General features: G+C 67.1%; 10 protein-coding genes. 3 read left to right on the forward strand and 7 right to left on the reverse strand.

What is annotated here, in order from left to right:
- Positions 1 to 217 precede the first annotated feature (217 nt).
- Positions 218 to 2323 carry a M13 family metallopeptidase gene (locus ACI2JH_RS09065; RefSeq protein ID WP_101100678.1) on the forward strand — a complete coding sequence of 702 codons (2106 nt, stop codon included), beginning with the start codon at positions 218 to 220 and terminating at the stop codon, positions 2321 to 2323.
- A gap of 158 nt (positions 2324 to 2481) precedes the next feature.
- Complete coding sequence (locus ACI2JH_RS09070; RefSeq protein ID WP_101100771.1) at positions 2482 to 4488, forward strand: M13 family metallopeptidase; 2007 nt, start codon at positions 2482 to 2484, stop codon at positions 4486 to 4488.
- A 76-nt stretch (positions 4489 to 4564) separates the two neighbouring features.
- On the opposite strand, the gene ACI2JH_RS09075 is transcribed toward ACI2JH_RS09070, so the two are convergent.
- Both ACI2JH_RS09075 and ACI2JH_RS09080 read right to left on the reverse strand, forming a co-directional pair.
- The gene (locus ACI2JH_RS09075) at positions 4565 to 7588 is read right to left on the reverse strand and encodes a TonB-dependent receptor domain-containing protein (protein ID WP_404736002.1); all 3024 of its coding nucleotides are present in this window, start codon (positions 7586 to 7588) and stop codon (positions 4565 to 4567) included.
- A gap of 210 nt (positions 7589 to 7798) precedes the next feature.
- Entirely contained in the window at positions 7799 to 9460 is a 1662-nt protein-coding gene (locus ACI2JH_RS09080; protein ID WP_404736003.1) for a DUF4166 domain-containing protein, read from the reverse strand.
- A 121-nt stretch (positions 9461 to 9581) separates the two neighbouring features.
- Between ACI2JH_RS09080 and ACI2JH_RS09085 the strand changes: the two genes are divergently transcribed.
- Positions 9582 to 10058 (forward strand): VOC family protein, encoded by a 477-nt coding sequence (locus tag ACI2JH_RS09085; RefSeq protein ID WP_404736004.1) that lies wholly within the window; start codon positions 9582 to 9584, stop codon positions 10056 to 10058.
- 41 nt (positions 10059 to 10099) lie between these two features.
- Here ACI2JH_RS09085 and ACI2JH_RS09090 read toward each other — a convergent pair whose 3' ends face one another.
- The 5 genes from ACI2JH_RS09090 to ACI2JH_RS09110 all read right to left on the reverse strand — a co-directional run bounded on the left by ACI2JH_RS09090 (position 10100) and on the right by ACI2JH_RS09110 (position 14901).
- A complete protein-coding gene (locus ACI2JH_RS09090) occupies positions 10100 to 10771 on the reverse strand; it encodes a rhomboid family intramembrane serine protease (protein WP_042614086.1) in 672 nt (223 codons plus the stop codon).
- Positions 10772 to 10863: 92 nt separating this feature from the next.
- A complete protein-coding gene (locus tag ACI2JH_RS09095) occupies positions 10864 to 11292 on the reverse strand; it encodes an MGMT family protein (protein WP_101100674.1) in 429 nt (142 codons plus the stop codon).
- Positions 11199 to 12116 carry a DMT family transporter gene (locus ACI2JH_RS09100; protein WP_404736010.1) on the reverse strand — a complete coding sequence of 306 codons (918 nt, stop codon included), beginning with the start codon at positions 12114 to 12116 and terminating at the stop codon, positions 11199 to 11201. The genes ACI2JH_RS09095 and ACI2JH_RS09100 overlap by 94 nt, the downstream gene beginning before the upstream one ends.
- 73 nt (positions 12117 to 12189) lie before the next feature.
- Positions 12190 to 13557 carry a glutathione-disulfide reductase gene (gene gorA, locus ACI2JH_RS09105; protein WP_404736005.1) on the reverse strand — a complete coding sequence of 456 codons (1368 nt, stop codon included), beginning with the start codon at positions 13555 to 13557 and terminating at the stop codon, positions 12190 to 12192.
- An 87-nt stretch (positions 13558 to 13644) separates the two neighbouring features.
- Complete coding sequence (locus tag ACI2JH_RS09110) at positions 13645 to 14901, reverse strand: DUF418 domain-containing protein (protein WP_404736006.1); 1257 nt, start codon at positions 14899 to 14901, stop codon at positions 13645 to 13647.
- Between the last annotated feature and the right edge of the window lie 202 nt (positions 14902 to 15103).

The raw sequence follows: 15103 nt of genomic DNA on the forward strand, positions 1-15103 counted from the left end.
ATGATACAAGCCGGTGGGTCACGTGCCGCTCCTGCCCTGTGTGGCGTGCCGTCTTGATGCGGGCGCCGCCCTGCGTTTGCCGAGCCTGTCCGGCGAAGCCTCTTGCGCCCCGACATGACCTTCGACACCCTTGCAGGCTTGGCCGGAGGCGTATCGTCCGGCCTACAGCCCTCTGGGAACCTTCCCAGACATCACGCGGCCTGGAGGCCATACAAAAGTGACCCGTACTCCCAAGATCGTCCTGCTGACCCTGGCCGTTTCGGCCGCGCTGGTCGGCTGCGGCAAGAGCGAAACCCCGGCCAAGGAAGGCGCCGCCTCCACCCCGGCCGCCGCCACCGAAGCCCACACCTACACCCTGGACCAGGCCAAGCTGCCGGCGTACAACGCTTTCCAGCCCAGCGACCTGGACACCACGCTGGACGCGTGCACCGCCTTCGGCGACTACGTCAACAGCAAGTGGCTGGCCGCCAATGAAATCCCGGCCGACCGCACCAGCTGGGGCGCGTTCACCATCCTCGACGAGCGTTCGGTCGCCGCCCAGCACCAGCTGGCCGAGCAGGTCGCGCAGGTAAAGAACCCGAACCACATCGAAAAGGTGGTCGGTGACCTGTGGGCCACCGGCATGGACGAAGCCAAGATCAACGCGCAGGGCATCGAGCCGTTGAAGGCCGACCTGGCCGCCATCGACGCGTTGTCCGACAAGGCCGCCATCGCCGCCTACCTGCGTGACACCGCCGCCAAGGGTGAGAACGTGCTGTTCGGCTTCGGCGCCGAAGCGGACTTCAAGAACTCCGCGGTGAACATGGCCTACGCCAGCCAGGGCGGCCTGGGCCTGCCGGACAAGACCTTCTATACCGACGCGGCCAAGGCTGACAAGCTGCAGGCCTACCAGGCCCACGTGGCCAAGGTGCTGGAGCTAGCCGGCGTGCCGGCCGCCGACGCCGCCACCCAGGCAGCCGAGGTCATCAAGTTCGAAACCCGCCTGGCCAAGGCCTCCAAGTCCAGCGTCGAACTGTCGCGCGACGTCTCGCTGTACTACCACCCGGTCACCCTGGCCGAAGCCGATACCCTGACCCCGAACTTCAGCTGGACCGAGTTCTTCAAGAGCCAGGGCGTGGCCGCGCCGGAGAAGTTCTCGCTGGCCATCCCGGCCTTCCATGAGGAAGTCAGCAAGGCGCTGGGTGATACCGATCCGGCCGTGTGGCGCGCCTACCTGCGCTTCCACACCGTGGACAGCGCATCGCCGTACCTGAGCGATGCCTTCGCCAATGAGAACTATGCCTTCTACGGCAAGACCCTCAACGGCCAGAAGGAACAGAAGCCGCGTTGGAAGCGCGTGCTGGGCACCATCGAAAATGGTGCCGGCGAAGCGTTCGGCCAGCTGTACGTCAAGGTCGCCTTCTCGCCGGAAGCCAAGGCGAAGATGGAAACGCTGGTGAAGAACCTGGCCGATTCGCTCAAGGAGCGCATCCAGGGCCTGACCTGGATGAGCGATGAGACCAAGGCCAAGGCGATCGCCAAGTGGGAAACCTTCACCCCGAAGATCGGTTACCCGGACAAGTGGCGTGACTGGTCCGGCCTGGAAACCGGCCGTGACAGCTTCCTCGGCAACGTCCGCGCCGCCAACGCCTTCAACTACAAGTTCAACCTGGCCAAGGTCGGCCAGCCGGTGGACAAGACCGAGTGGGGCATGACCCCGCAGACCGTCAACGCCTACTACAACCCGCTGCAGAACGAGATCGTGTTCCCGGCCGCCATCCTGCAGCCGCCGTTCTTCGATCCCAACGCCGACGACGCGCTGAACTACGGCGGCATCGGTGCGGTGATCGGCCACGAGATGACCCATGGTTACGACGACCAGGGCAGCCGTTTCGGACCGACCGGCAACTTCGAGAACTGGTGGACCGAAGCGGACAGCAAGAACTTCTCCGGCCTGACCGGCAAGCTGGTCAAGCAGTTCAACGAGTACAAGGTGGATGGCCAGGCCGTCGATGGCAGCCTGACCCTGGGCGAGAACATCGCCGACCTGGGCGGCCTCGCAACCGCCTACGATGCGCTGCAGAAGGCATCGGCCGGCAAGGAAGATCCGAAGGTCGATGGCTTCACCCGCGACCAGCGCTTCTTCTTCAACTGGGCCACCGTGTGGCGCACCAAGTACACCCCGGAGAACGCCAAGGTCCGCCTGGCCACCGATCCGCACGCACCGGCGCAGTTCCGCGCGATGGGCGCGCCGTCGAACCTGCCGACCTTCGCCGCCGCGTTCCAGTGCAAGGCCGGCTCGCCGATGTCGCGCGCTGGCGATGCCAAGGTCGTGATCTGGTAAGCCACGGCTGAAGCCGCGTTGAAAGCGAGGCCCGGGGAAACCCGGGCCTCTTCGTTGGTGATGCCGGCCGCGGGGTGACCGGCGCTGGCGTGCATGCCGTGCACATGCCCGGCTTGCTATAGTTCGCCCGCCCTTAATCCATCATGGATTTGCTCTACATGCCCACTCTTCGTCCGCTTGCCATCTCCCTGGGCGTCAGCCTGGCCATGCTGGTTCCCGTCCACGATGCGCTCGCCGCCAAGAAGAAGGCCGCACGTGCGCCGGCCGTCAGCGCGCAGTGCACCGATTTCCACGACGCGGCCAATGCCGCCTGGCTGAAGGCCAACCCGGTTCCGCAGACCGGCGCCACCACCGCGCTGGGGCAACTGGTCGAGCGCAGCCGCCTGCAGCAGCGCGAACTGCTGGACGGCGCCATGGCCAGCCCGCAGGGCAACGTGCAGAAGCTGCTCGGCGACTTCTGGGCCAGCGGCCTGGATGAAGCGGCGGTGGAAGCCGATGGCTCCAACCCGATCGCCCCGCTGCTGACCCGCATCAATGCGATCAAGCGCGCCAAGGATGTCCCCGCTTCGATCGCCGCCCTGCACCAGGTCGGTATCCCGGTGGCGTTCAACTTCAGCCCGGACGTTGACCTGAAGGCGCTGGACCGCCACATCGGCTACTTCATGCAGGGCGGCATGGGCCTGCCGGACCCGGCCTTCTACACCCGCACCGACGCCGACACCGTCGCGGTGATGGGCCGCTACCGCGCCTACGTCAAGCAGATCCTGGCGCTGACCGGCACCCCTGCGGCCAAGTTGGATACCGAGGTCGCCTCGGTGATCGCGCTGGAAACCGAGCTGGCGCGCAACGCGCAGTCGCTGGCCGACCTCAACAACCCGTTCCGCAACTACGCGCCGATCTCCACCCGCGACCTCAACGGCCGCTACAAGAACCTGCAGCTGGACGCGTTCCTGAAGGTGCAGGGCGTCAACGACGACCTGGTGTCGCTGTCCGACGCCGCGCTGTTCCAGGCGCTGGACGGCATGGTCACCCGGATCAAGCCGGACCAGTGGAAGGCCTACCTGCGCTGGCGCGTGGGCGATGCGATGGCACCGTACCTGTCCAAGGCCTACCGTGACGCCGAGTTCGAATTCCGTGGCCGCGTGCTGCGTGCACAGACCCTGCCCGCCCCGCGCTGGGAGCAGGTCCTGGATGCGATCAACGTCGCCGCCGGTCCGATGCTCGGCCGCGAGTACGCCGCCAAGCACCTGAGCGCCGAAGATCGCCGCCAGGCGGCCTGGATCATCGACAAGCTGCGCGAAACGCAGATCGAAGCGGTCAAGCGCAGCACCTGGCTGAGCGCCGAAGCCAAGGCCGAAGCGGAAGCCAAGCTGGGCGCGTTGAAGATCGAGATCGGCACCCCGCTGCGCGATCTGGATTACAGCGTGCAGCCGATGGGCCGCGGCAGCTTCGGCGGCAACATGCTGATCGCTTCCACCTGGCGCCACCGCGAAGAAATGAAGCGCATCGGCCGCGGCAACGCAGACCGTCGCTGGGACGTCCTGCCGCAGCAGCCGTCGCTGGCGTATGACCTGGCGCAGAACCGCCTGATCGTCACCGCCGCCGCCCTGCAGGACCCGATCTTCAACGCCCAGTCCAGCGCGGCCAACAAGTTCGGCAGCTACGGCGCACTGGTCGGCCATGAGCTGACCCGTGCGATCGACGCCAAGGGCGCGCTGATCGACGCACGTGGCGAACTGCGCAGCTGGTGGACCCCGGCCGACAAGACCGCCTGGACCCTGCTCGGCACGCGCATGGCCACGCAGTACAGCGCCTACGATTTCCCGGGCGTGAAGGGTGCCAAGGTCAACGGCACGCTCACTGCGGACAACAATCTGGCCGACCTGGCCGGGCTGGAGCTGGCCTGGGATGCCTACCGCGCCGTCGAAGCCAACGCCAAGCCGGCTGACCAGCAGGGCTTCTTCACTGCCTGGGCCGCCCTGTGGCCGCAGCAGCTGTCGCCCAACGAAGCAGCGGCACGTGCGAGCATGGACATCGAAGCACCGGGCAAGTGGCGCACCAATGGCCCGCTGGCCAACCTGCCGGCCTTCGGCGCCAGCTTCACCTGCAAGCCGGGCCAGCCGATGCAGCGTACCGATGCCGAACAGATCCGCGTCTGGCGTTGAGTCGGCTGTTTCGGCAGCAAACAGGAAGGGCGCCCGGAGGGGCGCCCTTTTTCGTGGCCGGTGCAGCGTCTGATTGTCAGAAATCGTACGAGGCGGTCAGCCGGGCCGAGCGCGGCGCAGTGAAGTAGGTGCCGACGCCGTAGAGGTTGGAGACGGTGTACGGGCCCTGCTCATACTTGCTCTCGGACTGCAGCGGGCGGCGCTGGTTGAGCACGTTGAACACATCCAGCCCGAATGCGAGCCGCTTCTGCGCGAACGCAGGGCGATACATCACACCGAGGTCGACGCGCGCGGTCCACGGCTGCCGACCGGCATCGCCAGGACGCGACGGGCTGCCATTGCAGTAGTGGTACGACGATCCGTAACCGACCGGGTCACTCTCGTCGGCGCCGTAGTATCCCAGGCACGTCCTGGGTGCACCGGACATCATCCGCAGGGTGGCCGAGGCCGTCCATTCGTCGGTGAACTGGTAGGCCCCGTAACCCTTCAACTGGTGGCGACGGTCGTTGGCCAGGTAGCCGCCGGCGTATTCCATCAGGTACGACGAATCCCAATCCTGGGTCTTGGACACATCGTTCTGGCCCAGGTCCGACTTCACCTGGCCCTCGGTGTTGCCGAAGTTGCGCGACCAGGTGTAGTCCACGCGGCCGTACCAGTTGTTGCGCATCGGGTGCTCGATGAACAGGTCCACCGCCATATAGTCACGCTTGGCCTTCTGCCCACCCAGCCCCCAATCTTCGCCACTCATGCTCACCGGGAGATAGCCCGAGCCGTCGCGCTTCTTCAACAGGAAGGTGTTGCGCTTGCCTGGGTTGAAGATCACGCAGCCGGGGATATCCAGCGTGCTGGAATCCACCCCCATCGCGTTCAGCTTTTCACCGATGCGGCCGGCATCGCAGGTGTCGTCGATCGCGGTCTGCAGGCGGCGGTAGGTCGCCTTGGCGCCGCTGTTCCAGGAATCGCCGAGGGTCTTTTCGAAGCCCAGGATCAGCTCATCCTGGTATTGCGACTTCAGGTCCGCCGGCGCCACGCTGCGCGGGTCAGGCGTCTGCCCGTACTCGTTGTTGGAAGAGACCGGACCCGGTCCCAGCGCGGTCAGGCCAGTCGGGTTGCCGTTGGCATCGATGCCGCTGTAGGTGAAGTATTCGCGGGTATACGTCGACGCCGATGCACCGCGGATGGCCACGCTGTTGGGCAGCGCCAGGTAGTAGCGCCCCAGGTTGGCGAATACCTTCAACGAGGAATCGCCGAACACATCCCACGCCGCGCCCAGCCGCGGGGCCCATTGGTCACCACTTTCCACATAGGCGACACCGGCGCTGTTGTAGTTGGTGAACTTGTCGTTGCGCAGGCCCAGGGTCAGCAGCCAGTCCGGGGTCACCTGCCAGCGGTCTTCCAGGTAGTACGCTTTCTGCTGCAGCGACATGCTGGTGGTGGTGGAGAAGATGTACTTCTGCACGAAGTAGCCGTCACCGCCGGGCGGGGTGATACCGAAGCCCGGTGACGGCGAGGAGCCCGGGGCAACGCGCGAATAGATCCACGCATGGCCGGGACCGGTCATCGCCTGGCCCTCGTTGTTGGCCTGGAAGGTCATGTTGTCGATGCCGGCGGTGAGCTCGTGGTCGCCGATGCGGTACTGCAGGTCCACGCGCAGGCCGCGCGTGTTGCTGCCCGCATTGGAAGCCTTGTCATTCATGGCGGGCTGGTCGTTGCGGATCGGCGTGCCACCGGTGATGGAGGGATCCTGGTTGTTGGCGCCGCTGATGAACGGATTGGACGAATCGAGCGGATTCGCGTCCAGGTTGCGCTGCCTGCTGCGCCCCCACAGCGCGCTCAGCGTCAGGTCCTCGCTGAGGTAGCTGGTGAACTTGAAGATATCGAAGTTGTCTTTGAGCTTGGTGGTGTTGGCGAACGTGCCGGTGCGCTCGCCTTCCTGCCGTGTGGGGTAGTCGTAGGCACGGTAGTAGGCGTCGTAGCGATCCGTATTCTGGATGCGGGTGTACTCCAGCGTATTGCTGTCGTTGATGTTCCAGTCGATCTTGCCGTAGAACTTCGGCGCATCCAGGGTGTAATGCCGCCTGCCCTGCTGGGCCGACTCGATGCTGTTGGTCAGAACACCGCTGGACCGGTCGTACTCGCCGGCCAGGTGGAAGAACAGCCGGTCTTCGATCAGCGGGCCGCTGACATAGCCACTGTAGGTGGTCCGGTCGGCCCTGTCGCCGCGTCGCGAACGGTACAGCGAACCGGGAAGGGTGGGATCCTGCAGTTCATAGCCGGGCGGCAGCGAAGCACCGGGGTAGCGGATATCGCGCGGCGATTCGGCCAGCGAACCCGGCTGCCAAGTAGCCTGGACACCGTAATGCCACTGGTTGGTCCCGCGCTTGCCGAGCTGGTTGATCACCCCGCCGGTGGAGCGTCCGTAACTGGCCCCGTAGCCGCCGGTGAAGGTTTCCTGCTGGTCGATCGAGCCGTAGGGCAGGCTGACCCCGCCGATGTTGTTGAGCGGATTGGTGGCATTGAAGCCGTTGAGGTAGTACGCGTTCTCAGTGACGCTGGCGCCGCCGAAGGACAGCGAAGAACGCGAACCGTTGACGAACGCGCCACTGCCGGCGACCACGCCCGGCGCCAGCAGCGCGATCGCTTCGGCACTGCGGCCCAGCGGCAGCACATCCAGCTGTTCGGAGGTGATCACCGAGCGCGAGACGGTGTTGGTGACATCGATCTTCGGCAGCTGGGCCGCCGTCACGGTCACGGTTTCCAGCGTGGTGGCCGCCGCTTCTGCGAAGGAGACATCGGTGCCTGCACCGACCTTCAGCTGCACGTTGTCGCGCTGCTGCACCACTTTTCCATCGCGCTGCAGGGTCACGGTGTACTTGCCGACCGGCAGCGCACCGAGGGTGTAACGGCCGTTGGCGTTCACCTCCACGGTGCGCTTCAGGCCGCTGTCGCTCTCCACGATGATCGAAGCGCCCGCAGCGCCCGGTGCGCTGCCGTACAGCGAGCCGGTGGTGCTCTGTGCGGAGGCCGCGCCGATGATCGACATCAGGGCCACGACGATGCTGGTCCGCTTCAATGTTGCGGCCCGCTTGATGCTGCTCATGCAAACTCCTTGTCCAAGGGGAAGCAGGCCGCGGTCCACCGCAGATCTGCAACGCAAGTTGAACAAGCAGCTGAACCGCAGGCCTATGACGAAAACGACATGAGGGCATTTCGGGGTCGATGACGGCGCTCGGTTACGCAATCAGCTTGCCCCGGTCACACAGGCGCGACAGCCGGAAGCGGGGTCCCGGCCACTCGCGACATCCGCATTTCACTCATGGTGCGCGTCCAGCGTTCCTCGATAGGCCACGATCCGCCCCACCAGCGGCGCGGCGATCTCCACGTCGAAGGCAAAGCGACCGTCCACGTCCGCTTCGAAACTGTTGCCACCGGGCAACAGCCATCGCGGCAACGGCACGCCCCACACCGACCAGCGCCGCGGCAGCAACTGCAGCCGGCCGCCGTCCACCACCAGCGCCAGGGCGACGTCGATCACTCCGAAGCGTTCGACCAGCAGGGCTTCGTTGCGGCCCACGCCCGCGGTCTGCAGCGAAGAGAAGGTCCTGCCGGCGAAGCGGCGTGTCCAGCGCTCGCCACCGGCCTCCTCGGTGAACTCCACGATCACCGGCACCTGCTCGCCCGCCGGGGGAAAGCCGAACACCGCTGCCAACAACCGCGACAGCATGCCGCTGCCCCGTTCCACGCGCGCGGAGCCGTGCCAGCGTTTCGGTGCCGAAGGCGCATGCAGGGCCTGCACGCTCGCCGGCAAACTGGCATACGCGCTGCCCAGCACGCGCTGGTAAAGGCTGGCGCCGGATACCTCATGGCGGAAACCGACGTGGATGCTGCGGCCTTCGAACAGCCGCTCATAGTCCGCCAGTTCCAGCGCATGCGTTGCCGCGCGCGCACCCGCCGCAGGGCGCTCCCCCTGCAGCAGCTTGCGGATGATTGCCTCGATGGCCATCGACGGGATGTACGGACCGTCATCGCCCTCGGCCAACAGGTGCCAGCTCTGCACGATGGACACGCCCGCGCGCAGCCCCGTGGCGCGTACGATCATGCCGCCGCGGTGCTCGCCGGACTTCATCCGGTTCAGCACCCGATGGAACAGCGGGGACAGCGGCTGCAGCGAAGGCAGGCGCAGGCGATGACGCGCGGCGGCCAGCAGGTTGAGCATCCGGTGCAGCACTTCCGGCACCGGTCCGGCACCGATCCAGATATCGGTCATGGCCGGATGCTCCGGCGGCAGTACCTGCAGGTCCGGTACGTCCACCAGCGAATAACGCAGGTTGCGCAGCGGCACCCTGCCCGGCACCGTCACGGTGAAGCGCCGGCTCTCGGCCAGGCCGATGCCGTGTGCATCGCGGCCCTCGCGACGCAGCTTCACCGGCGCGCCGGCATAGCCCACCACCGCGCGCATGACGTTCAGACCGATGCCGGCGTAGGGCGAGGGCGCAATGCCGGCTTCCACGCGGGTGATGTCCATGTGCCGCGCCATCTGCCGCAGCACCGCGGCCGTCAGCACCGGGAAGCTGCTGACGCCGGACAGCACGAACACCCCGGCCGCTTTGGCCTGTGTGTCATAGCGCCCGACGCCGGCAACGAAATCGGCCGCGTCGGCGAAGTCCAGGTAGTCGATGCCCGCCGCGATGCAGGCGGCGATGGACGCGTAGCGCTGGGCCCCGTAGGCCTGGAACGGCCCGGAGGCATCCACTACCAGGTGCGGCTGCTCCTGCTGCAGGGCAGGCGCCAGCGCGCGCCGATCCAGCTGCAGCGGCCGCACCCGGGCCTGGCCCGCAAACACCTTGCAGAACGCCGTTGCCGCGGCCAGGTTGCGCCCGCCGATCAGCAGTTCCACTGCGGGAAGGTCGGCCAGCAGCTGTGCCAGCCGCCCGCCGAACACACCGTAACCCCCGAGGATGAGAATCTTCACCTGCGTTGCGTCCCTGTCCGCGCTGCCGACAGGGTAGCGTGGCAGCGGCTCGGTAGAGCACGATCCGGGATTAACAGCGGCCGTGCTATCGCTGCACGCTCGTCCCTTCGGGAGCACCACCATGGTCCACAAGAACACGGTCTGCATCTGGTACGACAACGGCGCGCTGGATGCGGCCACCTTCTACGCACAGACCTTCCCGGACAGCAGGGTGATCGCCGTCCACCATGCGCCCGGCGACTTTCCATCAGGCAGCCAGGGCGACGTGCTGACGGTGGAGTTCACCGTCTGCGGGCTGCCCTGCGTCGGCCTCAATGGTGGCCCCGCCTTCCGCCAGACCGAAGCGTTTTCGCTGCAGGTTGCCACCGAAGACCAGGCCGAGACCGACCGGCTGTGGAATGCCATCGTCGGCAACGGGGGCCAGCAAAGCGCCTGCGTCTGGTGCAAGGATCGCTGGGGCGTGTCCTGGCAGATCACCCCACGCATCCTGCTGGAGTCCGTCACCAGTAAAGACAAGGCGCTGGCCAAGCGCGCCTTCGACGCCATGATGAGCATGCACAAGATCGACATCGCCACCATCGAGGCCGCCATCCGGTGAGCGCACGTGACGGCCAGCGGCCGCCACTCCCCGGGCCTGTCTTACTTGATCGAGCGCAGGTGGTTCGGGCGCTTCGGCGGGCCCGGTGGGCGCGGCTTGAACGGCGGCTGGCCGCGCCAGTAGCGGATCAGCAACCAGCCGAACAACATGCCACCCAGGTGCGCGAAGTGGGCCACGCCCGGCTGCCAGCCGGTGGCGCCCAGCACCAGTTCGCCCACGCCGAACAAAATCACGAAGGTGCGCGCCTTCATCGGAATCGGCGGGAACAGCAGCATCACCCGCTGGTTCGGGAACAGCATGCCGTAGGCCAGCAACAGGCCGAACACGCCGCCGGAAGCCCCCAGCACCGTCGCCGGATTCTCCATCAGGCTGCCCACCAGCAGCTGGCACAGGCCCGCGCCGGCCACGCAGACCAGGTAGAAGGTCAGGAAGCGCTTCTCGCCCCAGGTCTGTTCCAGCGGTGCGCCGAACATGAAAACGGCGAGCATGTTGAAGAACAGGTGGCCGAAGCTGCCGTGCAGGAAACCGTAGGTCAGCAGCTGCCACGGCTGGAAGTTGCCGCCGGGCGAAAACGCATCGAAGCTGCCCTGCAGCGGTTGCAGCATGAACGGTGCGAAGGTCGCATCGCCCAGCAGGAACGGCTGCTGCAGCAGGAACAGGATCGCGTTGGCGATCAGCAACGCCTTGGTAACGGTGGGCAGTCGCGGAAGCATGGAGGCATCCTCTGGAACGGCCTCCATCATAACGGCAGCGCCCGTGGATGGCGTTGTCTTCAGCCGCTCATGCGTTCAGCCCGCTGACGCGCTCAGCGCGGCCCCCAGATCTCCGCGTCCAGCGCCTGCGCCGGATCCAGCGCAGGCATCCGCACGCGCCCTCGTTCCACCACCACGCCTTCGGCACGCAGGCGCTGGCTCTGCTCGCGCCAGCCGCGCGAACCTTCCGGCATGGCGATGCGGCCATCCGCGCGCAGCACGCGGTGCCACGGCAGCTGCGGATCATCGTTCATGCCCAGCACGCGCGCGGTCAGCCGCGCCCTGCCCGGCAACCCGGCGCGCGCGGCAACCTGCCCGTATCCCATCACCTGCCCGGCCGGAATGGCGCGGATCACCGCCAGGATGCGCTCGCGCGCCTGCTCCGGGGTCAGCGCCGCAGGCGGGTCACCAGCAGCACCCCGCACAGCACCAGCACGGTGCCGGCGATCTGCGCCGGGCCCATCGGTTCGTCGAGCAGCCATAGACTCATCACGATCGTGGAAACCGGCCCGAGCATACCGACCTGCGCGGCCAGCGACGAGCCGATGCGCTTGACCGCCAGCATGATCGCCATCACCGGCAGCACCGTGCAGACCGTTGCGTTGACCAGCGACAGCCACTGCACCGCTGCCGGTGCCTGCCACAGCAGCGGCCATGGATGGGTCAGGCCGAAATGCAGCAGCACCAGCACGCAGGCCACGCAGCTGGCCTGCGCGGTCAGCCGCACAGCGCCGATGCGCGCCACCACCTGCCCGCTGCCGAACAGATACAGCGCGTAGCTGATCGCACTGCCGAGCACCAGCAGGCTGCCAAGCACGATCTGCCCGCCTTCGCGCTGCAGGTCGTGGCCGAACGCCACCAGTACGCCGGCGTAACTGAGCGCCAGCGCGGCCAGTTGCCAACGGCCCGGGCGTTGCCGCGCCAGCAGTACGTTGATCAGCAGCACCAGGGTCGGGTTGAGGTACAGGATCAGTCGTTCCAGCGTCACGCTGATGTACTGCAGCCCCTGGAAATCCAGCCAGCTGGACAGGTAATAGCCGGTGAAACCCAGCCACAGGATGCGTGCGCGGTCAGCCCAGCCCAGCGATGCGGCACGGCGTGAGGACCACCAGGCAAGCAGCAGGAACAGCGGAAACGCCATCGCCATGCGCAGCGCCAACAAAGTGGTCGGATCCACGCCATGGCGCAGGCCCAGCTTCACGATGACGGCCTTGCCGGACGCTGCCACCGCACCGATCGCAGCCAGCCCGATGCCTCCCAGCGCGATGCGGGTGGACGAGGTGGCGATATGCGAAGGGGCGCTCATGCAGCGCGCGATTATCGCATGCGCGCCGCCCTGCTCGTCCTGCTGCATGCCGACCGAGGTTGGCACTACGCGCTCAGCCGCGCATGAGCACGATCTCTTCCGAGGAGGTGGGATGGATCGCCACGGTGTCGTCGAACTGCGCCTTGGTCGCGCCCATCTTCACCGCCACCGCGAAGCCCTGCAGGATCTCGTCGGCCGCCTCGCCCAGCAGGTGTACGCCGACCACGCGCTCCTCGGCGCCCACGCAGACCAGCTTGAACATGCTGCGCTGGGTGCCGTCGGCCAGCGCCTGCAGCATCGGCCGGAAATTGCTGTGGTAGGTGCGCACCTCGGCGTAACGGGCGCGCGCCTCCTCTTCTCCCAGGCCGACCATGCCCAACGGGGGATGCGAGAACACCACGCTGGGGACGTTTTCATAGTCCATCTTCGCGTCCGGCTTGCCGCCGAACAGCCGGTCCATCAGATGCCGCGCAGCGGCGATCGCCACCGGCGTCAGGCCCACCTTGCCGCCGATGTCCCCCACCGCGTGGATGCTTGGCACGGACGTGTCCTGCCACTCATCGACGATCACCTCGCCGCGGTCACCCACCGCCACACCGACCTGCTCCAGGCCGATATCGGTGGAGTTGCCGCGCCGGCCGATGGCGAAGAACACCGTGTCGAATACGCTGTCCAGCGGACCATCGTGGCCCAGCACGCGCACATGCTGGCCGTCATCGTCGCGCTGCAGTCCACGCAGGCGGTAGTTGAACTGGATGCGCACCCCCTGGTGGCACAGGTTGTCGGCCAGCTGCGCCGCCAGTTCGCCATCGAAGCGGTCCAGCAGCCGACCACCGCGCACCAGCAGGGTCACCCGGCTACCCAGCGCCTGCAGCAATCCGGCCAGCTCCACCGCGATGTAGCCACCGCCGACGATGGCGACCTGCGCCGGTGCGTCGCACAGATTGAAGAAATCATCCGAGACCAGGCCCAGTTCCGCGCCGGGGATGTCCGGACGCTGCGGGTGCGCGCCGGTAGCCAGCAGGATGTGCTCGCCGCTGAGGCGTACTCCGTCGCTGCACTCCACGGTATGCGCATCCACCAGCCGCCCACGACGTGGCACGCGCACTACGCCGGTCTCGTCCAGGCGCTTGCGATAACTGACATGGATGTTCTCGATATAGGCCTGCCGATGCACCACGAGTTCCTTCCAGGACAGCGCCGGACGCAGCGGGACGTCGAAGCCCATTGCACGTGCCAGTCCAATGCGTCCGGCCAGATCGGCCGCCAGCCACATCGCCTTCTTCGGCACGCAGCCGACGTTGACACAGGTGCCGCCCAGCTCGCCGGGCTCCAGCATCGCCACCTTTTTGCCGTGCTGTGCCGCGCGGAAGGCAGCGGCCAGGCCTCCCGATCCGCCCCCCAGGACGATCAGATCGTAGTCATGCGCAGTGCTTGTCATCGGGCTCGCTCGCTTCGTTGCATCAACAGGGGGTGCCAGTGCAAAGCATGCCACGAGCGGCCGCGCGCCAGACGTGACGGTGCCCGATCAGCGCGCCTGCGGCGTGCGCCGCAGCGGCGGCCACTGCAGGTAGGTCATCGCCCGCCACAGCCACTCCATCGGGCCATGGCCGAAGCGTGCAAGCCACACGTGGCTGATGCCCACCTGCAGCGCGAACAACGCCACGGCGAATATCAGCTGCCACGCCCGCGGCAGCTGTTCGAAGAAGCCCAGGCCATAGCCGAAGAACAGCCAGGTACACAGCAGCGACTGCAGCAGGTAGTGGGTCAGCGCCATCCGCCCCGGGGCGGCCAGCCAGCCCAGCGCGTGCCGCGCGTGCACGATCCAGCCCAGATAGCCGAGCGCCATCAGCAGGCTAGCCACCGCCGCCAGCGCGTAGGACAGCCCGGTCTGTACGGTGAACTCGCCGGGCGCCAGGTAGGGGTGCCACGCGGCACTGGCCAGCATCAGCGCCACGCCCACGGGCATGGCGATCCAGCGCAGGCGCGCGTACAGAGGCGCAAAGCGCGTGGGGTCGGCCAGTGCACCGCTGCGCGCGAACCAGGCTCCGATCAGGAACATGCCGAAGATCTCCGGCCCGGTGATCAGGATGCCGCCGATCATGTGGCGCAGGTCGGCCAAGCGCTGCACATTGGCCTGCGCCCAGCTTCCCTGGCCATAGGCGAGGCGCTGCGCTTCGATGACCTCCTGCGCCGCGCGCATGCTGCCGGCGCTGTCCAGCGGGCTGCCACCGCGCGCTGCCGCCCACACCAGCAGCGCGAACAGCAGGCTGAGCCCCACGGCGAAGGCATACACCAGCGCGCCCATCGCCGGCAGCATCGACAACGGCCAGCGCCGCGTGCCCAGCAGCAGGAAGGACAGCAGCGCATACACCAGCAGGATGTCGCCGGACCACACCAGCAGCGCGTGACAGGCGCCGATCAGCAGCAGGGCGACGCTGCGACGCAGGTAGATCGGCGTGAAGTCCCGCCCGGCGCCCTGTGCACGCTGGGCCATCACCGCGAATCCGGCGCCGAACAACAGCGAGAACAGCAGGAAGAACTTGCCCTGCACGAACACATACACCAGCGCGTCGGCGAGGTAATCGATGCCGTGCCAGTGCGGATCCACCCCGGTGAAGGACAGGTCCAGTGGACCGGTGAACGCTTCGATGTTCATCAACAGGATGCCGAACAGGGCGGCGCCACGCAGGATGTCCATCACGGTGATGCGGTCGGTGGTGCTCAGCGGCTGCAGGGCGGGAATCGCGTTGGTCACGGGGGATCCGGGGATGCGGGGCGCCATTATGCGGTGACGGTGGGTCGAACGGGTGTGACCCCCTCGCGGGTGGCTTCGTACAGTTGGCTACGTGCTTGGGGGCGGGCGATGGGGCTGGTCGGGGGACGGCAAGAGCTGCCCCTCCGGGGTCCGGCCCAGCCGCTGGGCGGCTGTGCGTTCGGGCGCTTGCGAAGCCGTGCTTCGCAAGCAAAGCGCCCTCACCCATGCG

This window comes from Stenotrophomonas sp. NPDC078853 (assembly GCF_044901215.1).
GTDB lineage: Bacteria > Pseudomonadota > Gammaproteobacteria > Xanthomonadales > Xanthomonadaceae > Stenotrophomonas > Stenotrophomonas lacuserhaii.

Excerpts from the sequence above, each read along its gene's own strand:
- ACI2JH_RS09070 (WP_101100771.1), top strand. The coding sequence starts at position 2,482 with ATGCCCACTCTTCGTCCGCTTGCCATCTCCCTGGGCGTCAGCCTGGCC.
- ACI2JH_RS09075 (WP_404736002.1), bottom strand. The coding sequence starts at position 7,588 with ATGAGCAGCATCAAGCGGGCCGCAACATTGAAGCGGACCAGCATCGTC.
- ACI2JH_RS09085 (WP_404736004.1), top strand. The coding sequence starts at position 9,582 with ATGGTCCACAAGAACACGGTCTGCATCTGGTACGACAACGGCGCGCTG.
- ACI2JH_RS09090 (WP_042614086.1), bottom strand. The coding sequence starts at position 10,771 with ATGCTTCCGCGACTGCCCACCGTTACCAAGGCGTTGCTGATCGCCAAC.
- ACI2JH_RS09095 (WP_101100674.1), bottom strand. The coding sequence starts at position 11,292 with ATGGCTGCTCGACGAACCGATGGGCCCGGCGCAGATCGCCGGCACCGT.
- ACI2JH_RS09100 (WP_404736010.1), bottom strand. The coding sequence starts at position 12,116 with ATGAGCGCCCCTTCGCATATCGCCACCTCGTCCACCCGCATCGCGCTG.
- gorA (WP_404736005.1), bottom strand. The coding sequence starts at position 13,557 with ATGACAAGCACTGCGCATGACTACGATCTGATCGTCCTGGGGGGCGGA.
- ACI2JH_RS09110 (WP_404736006.1), bottom strand. The coding sequence starts at position 14,901 with ATGGCGCCCCGCATCCCCGGATCCCCCGTGACCAACGCGATTCCCGCC.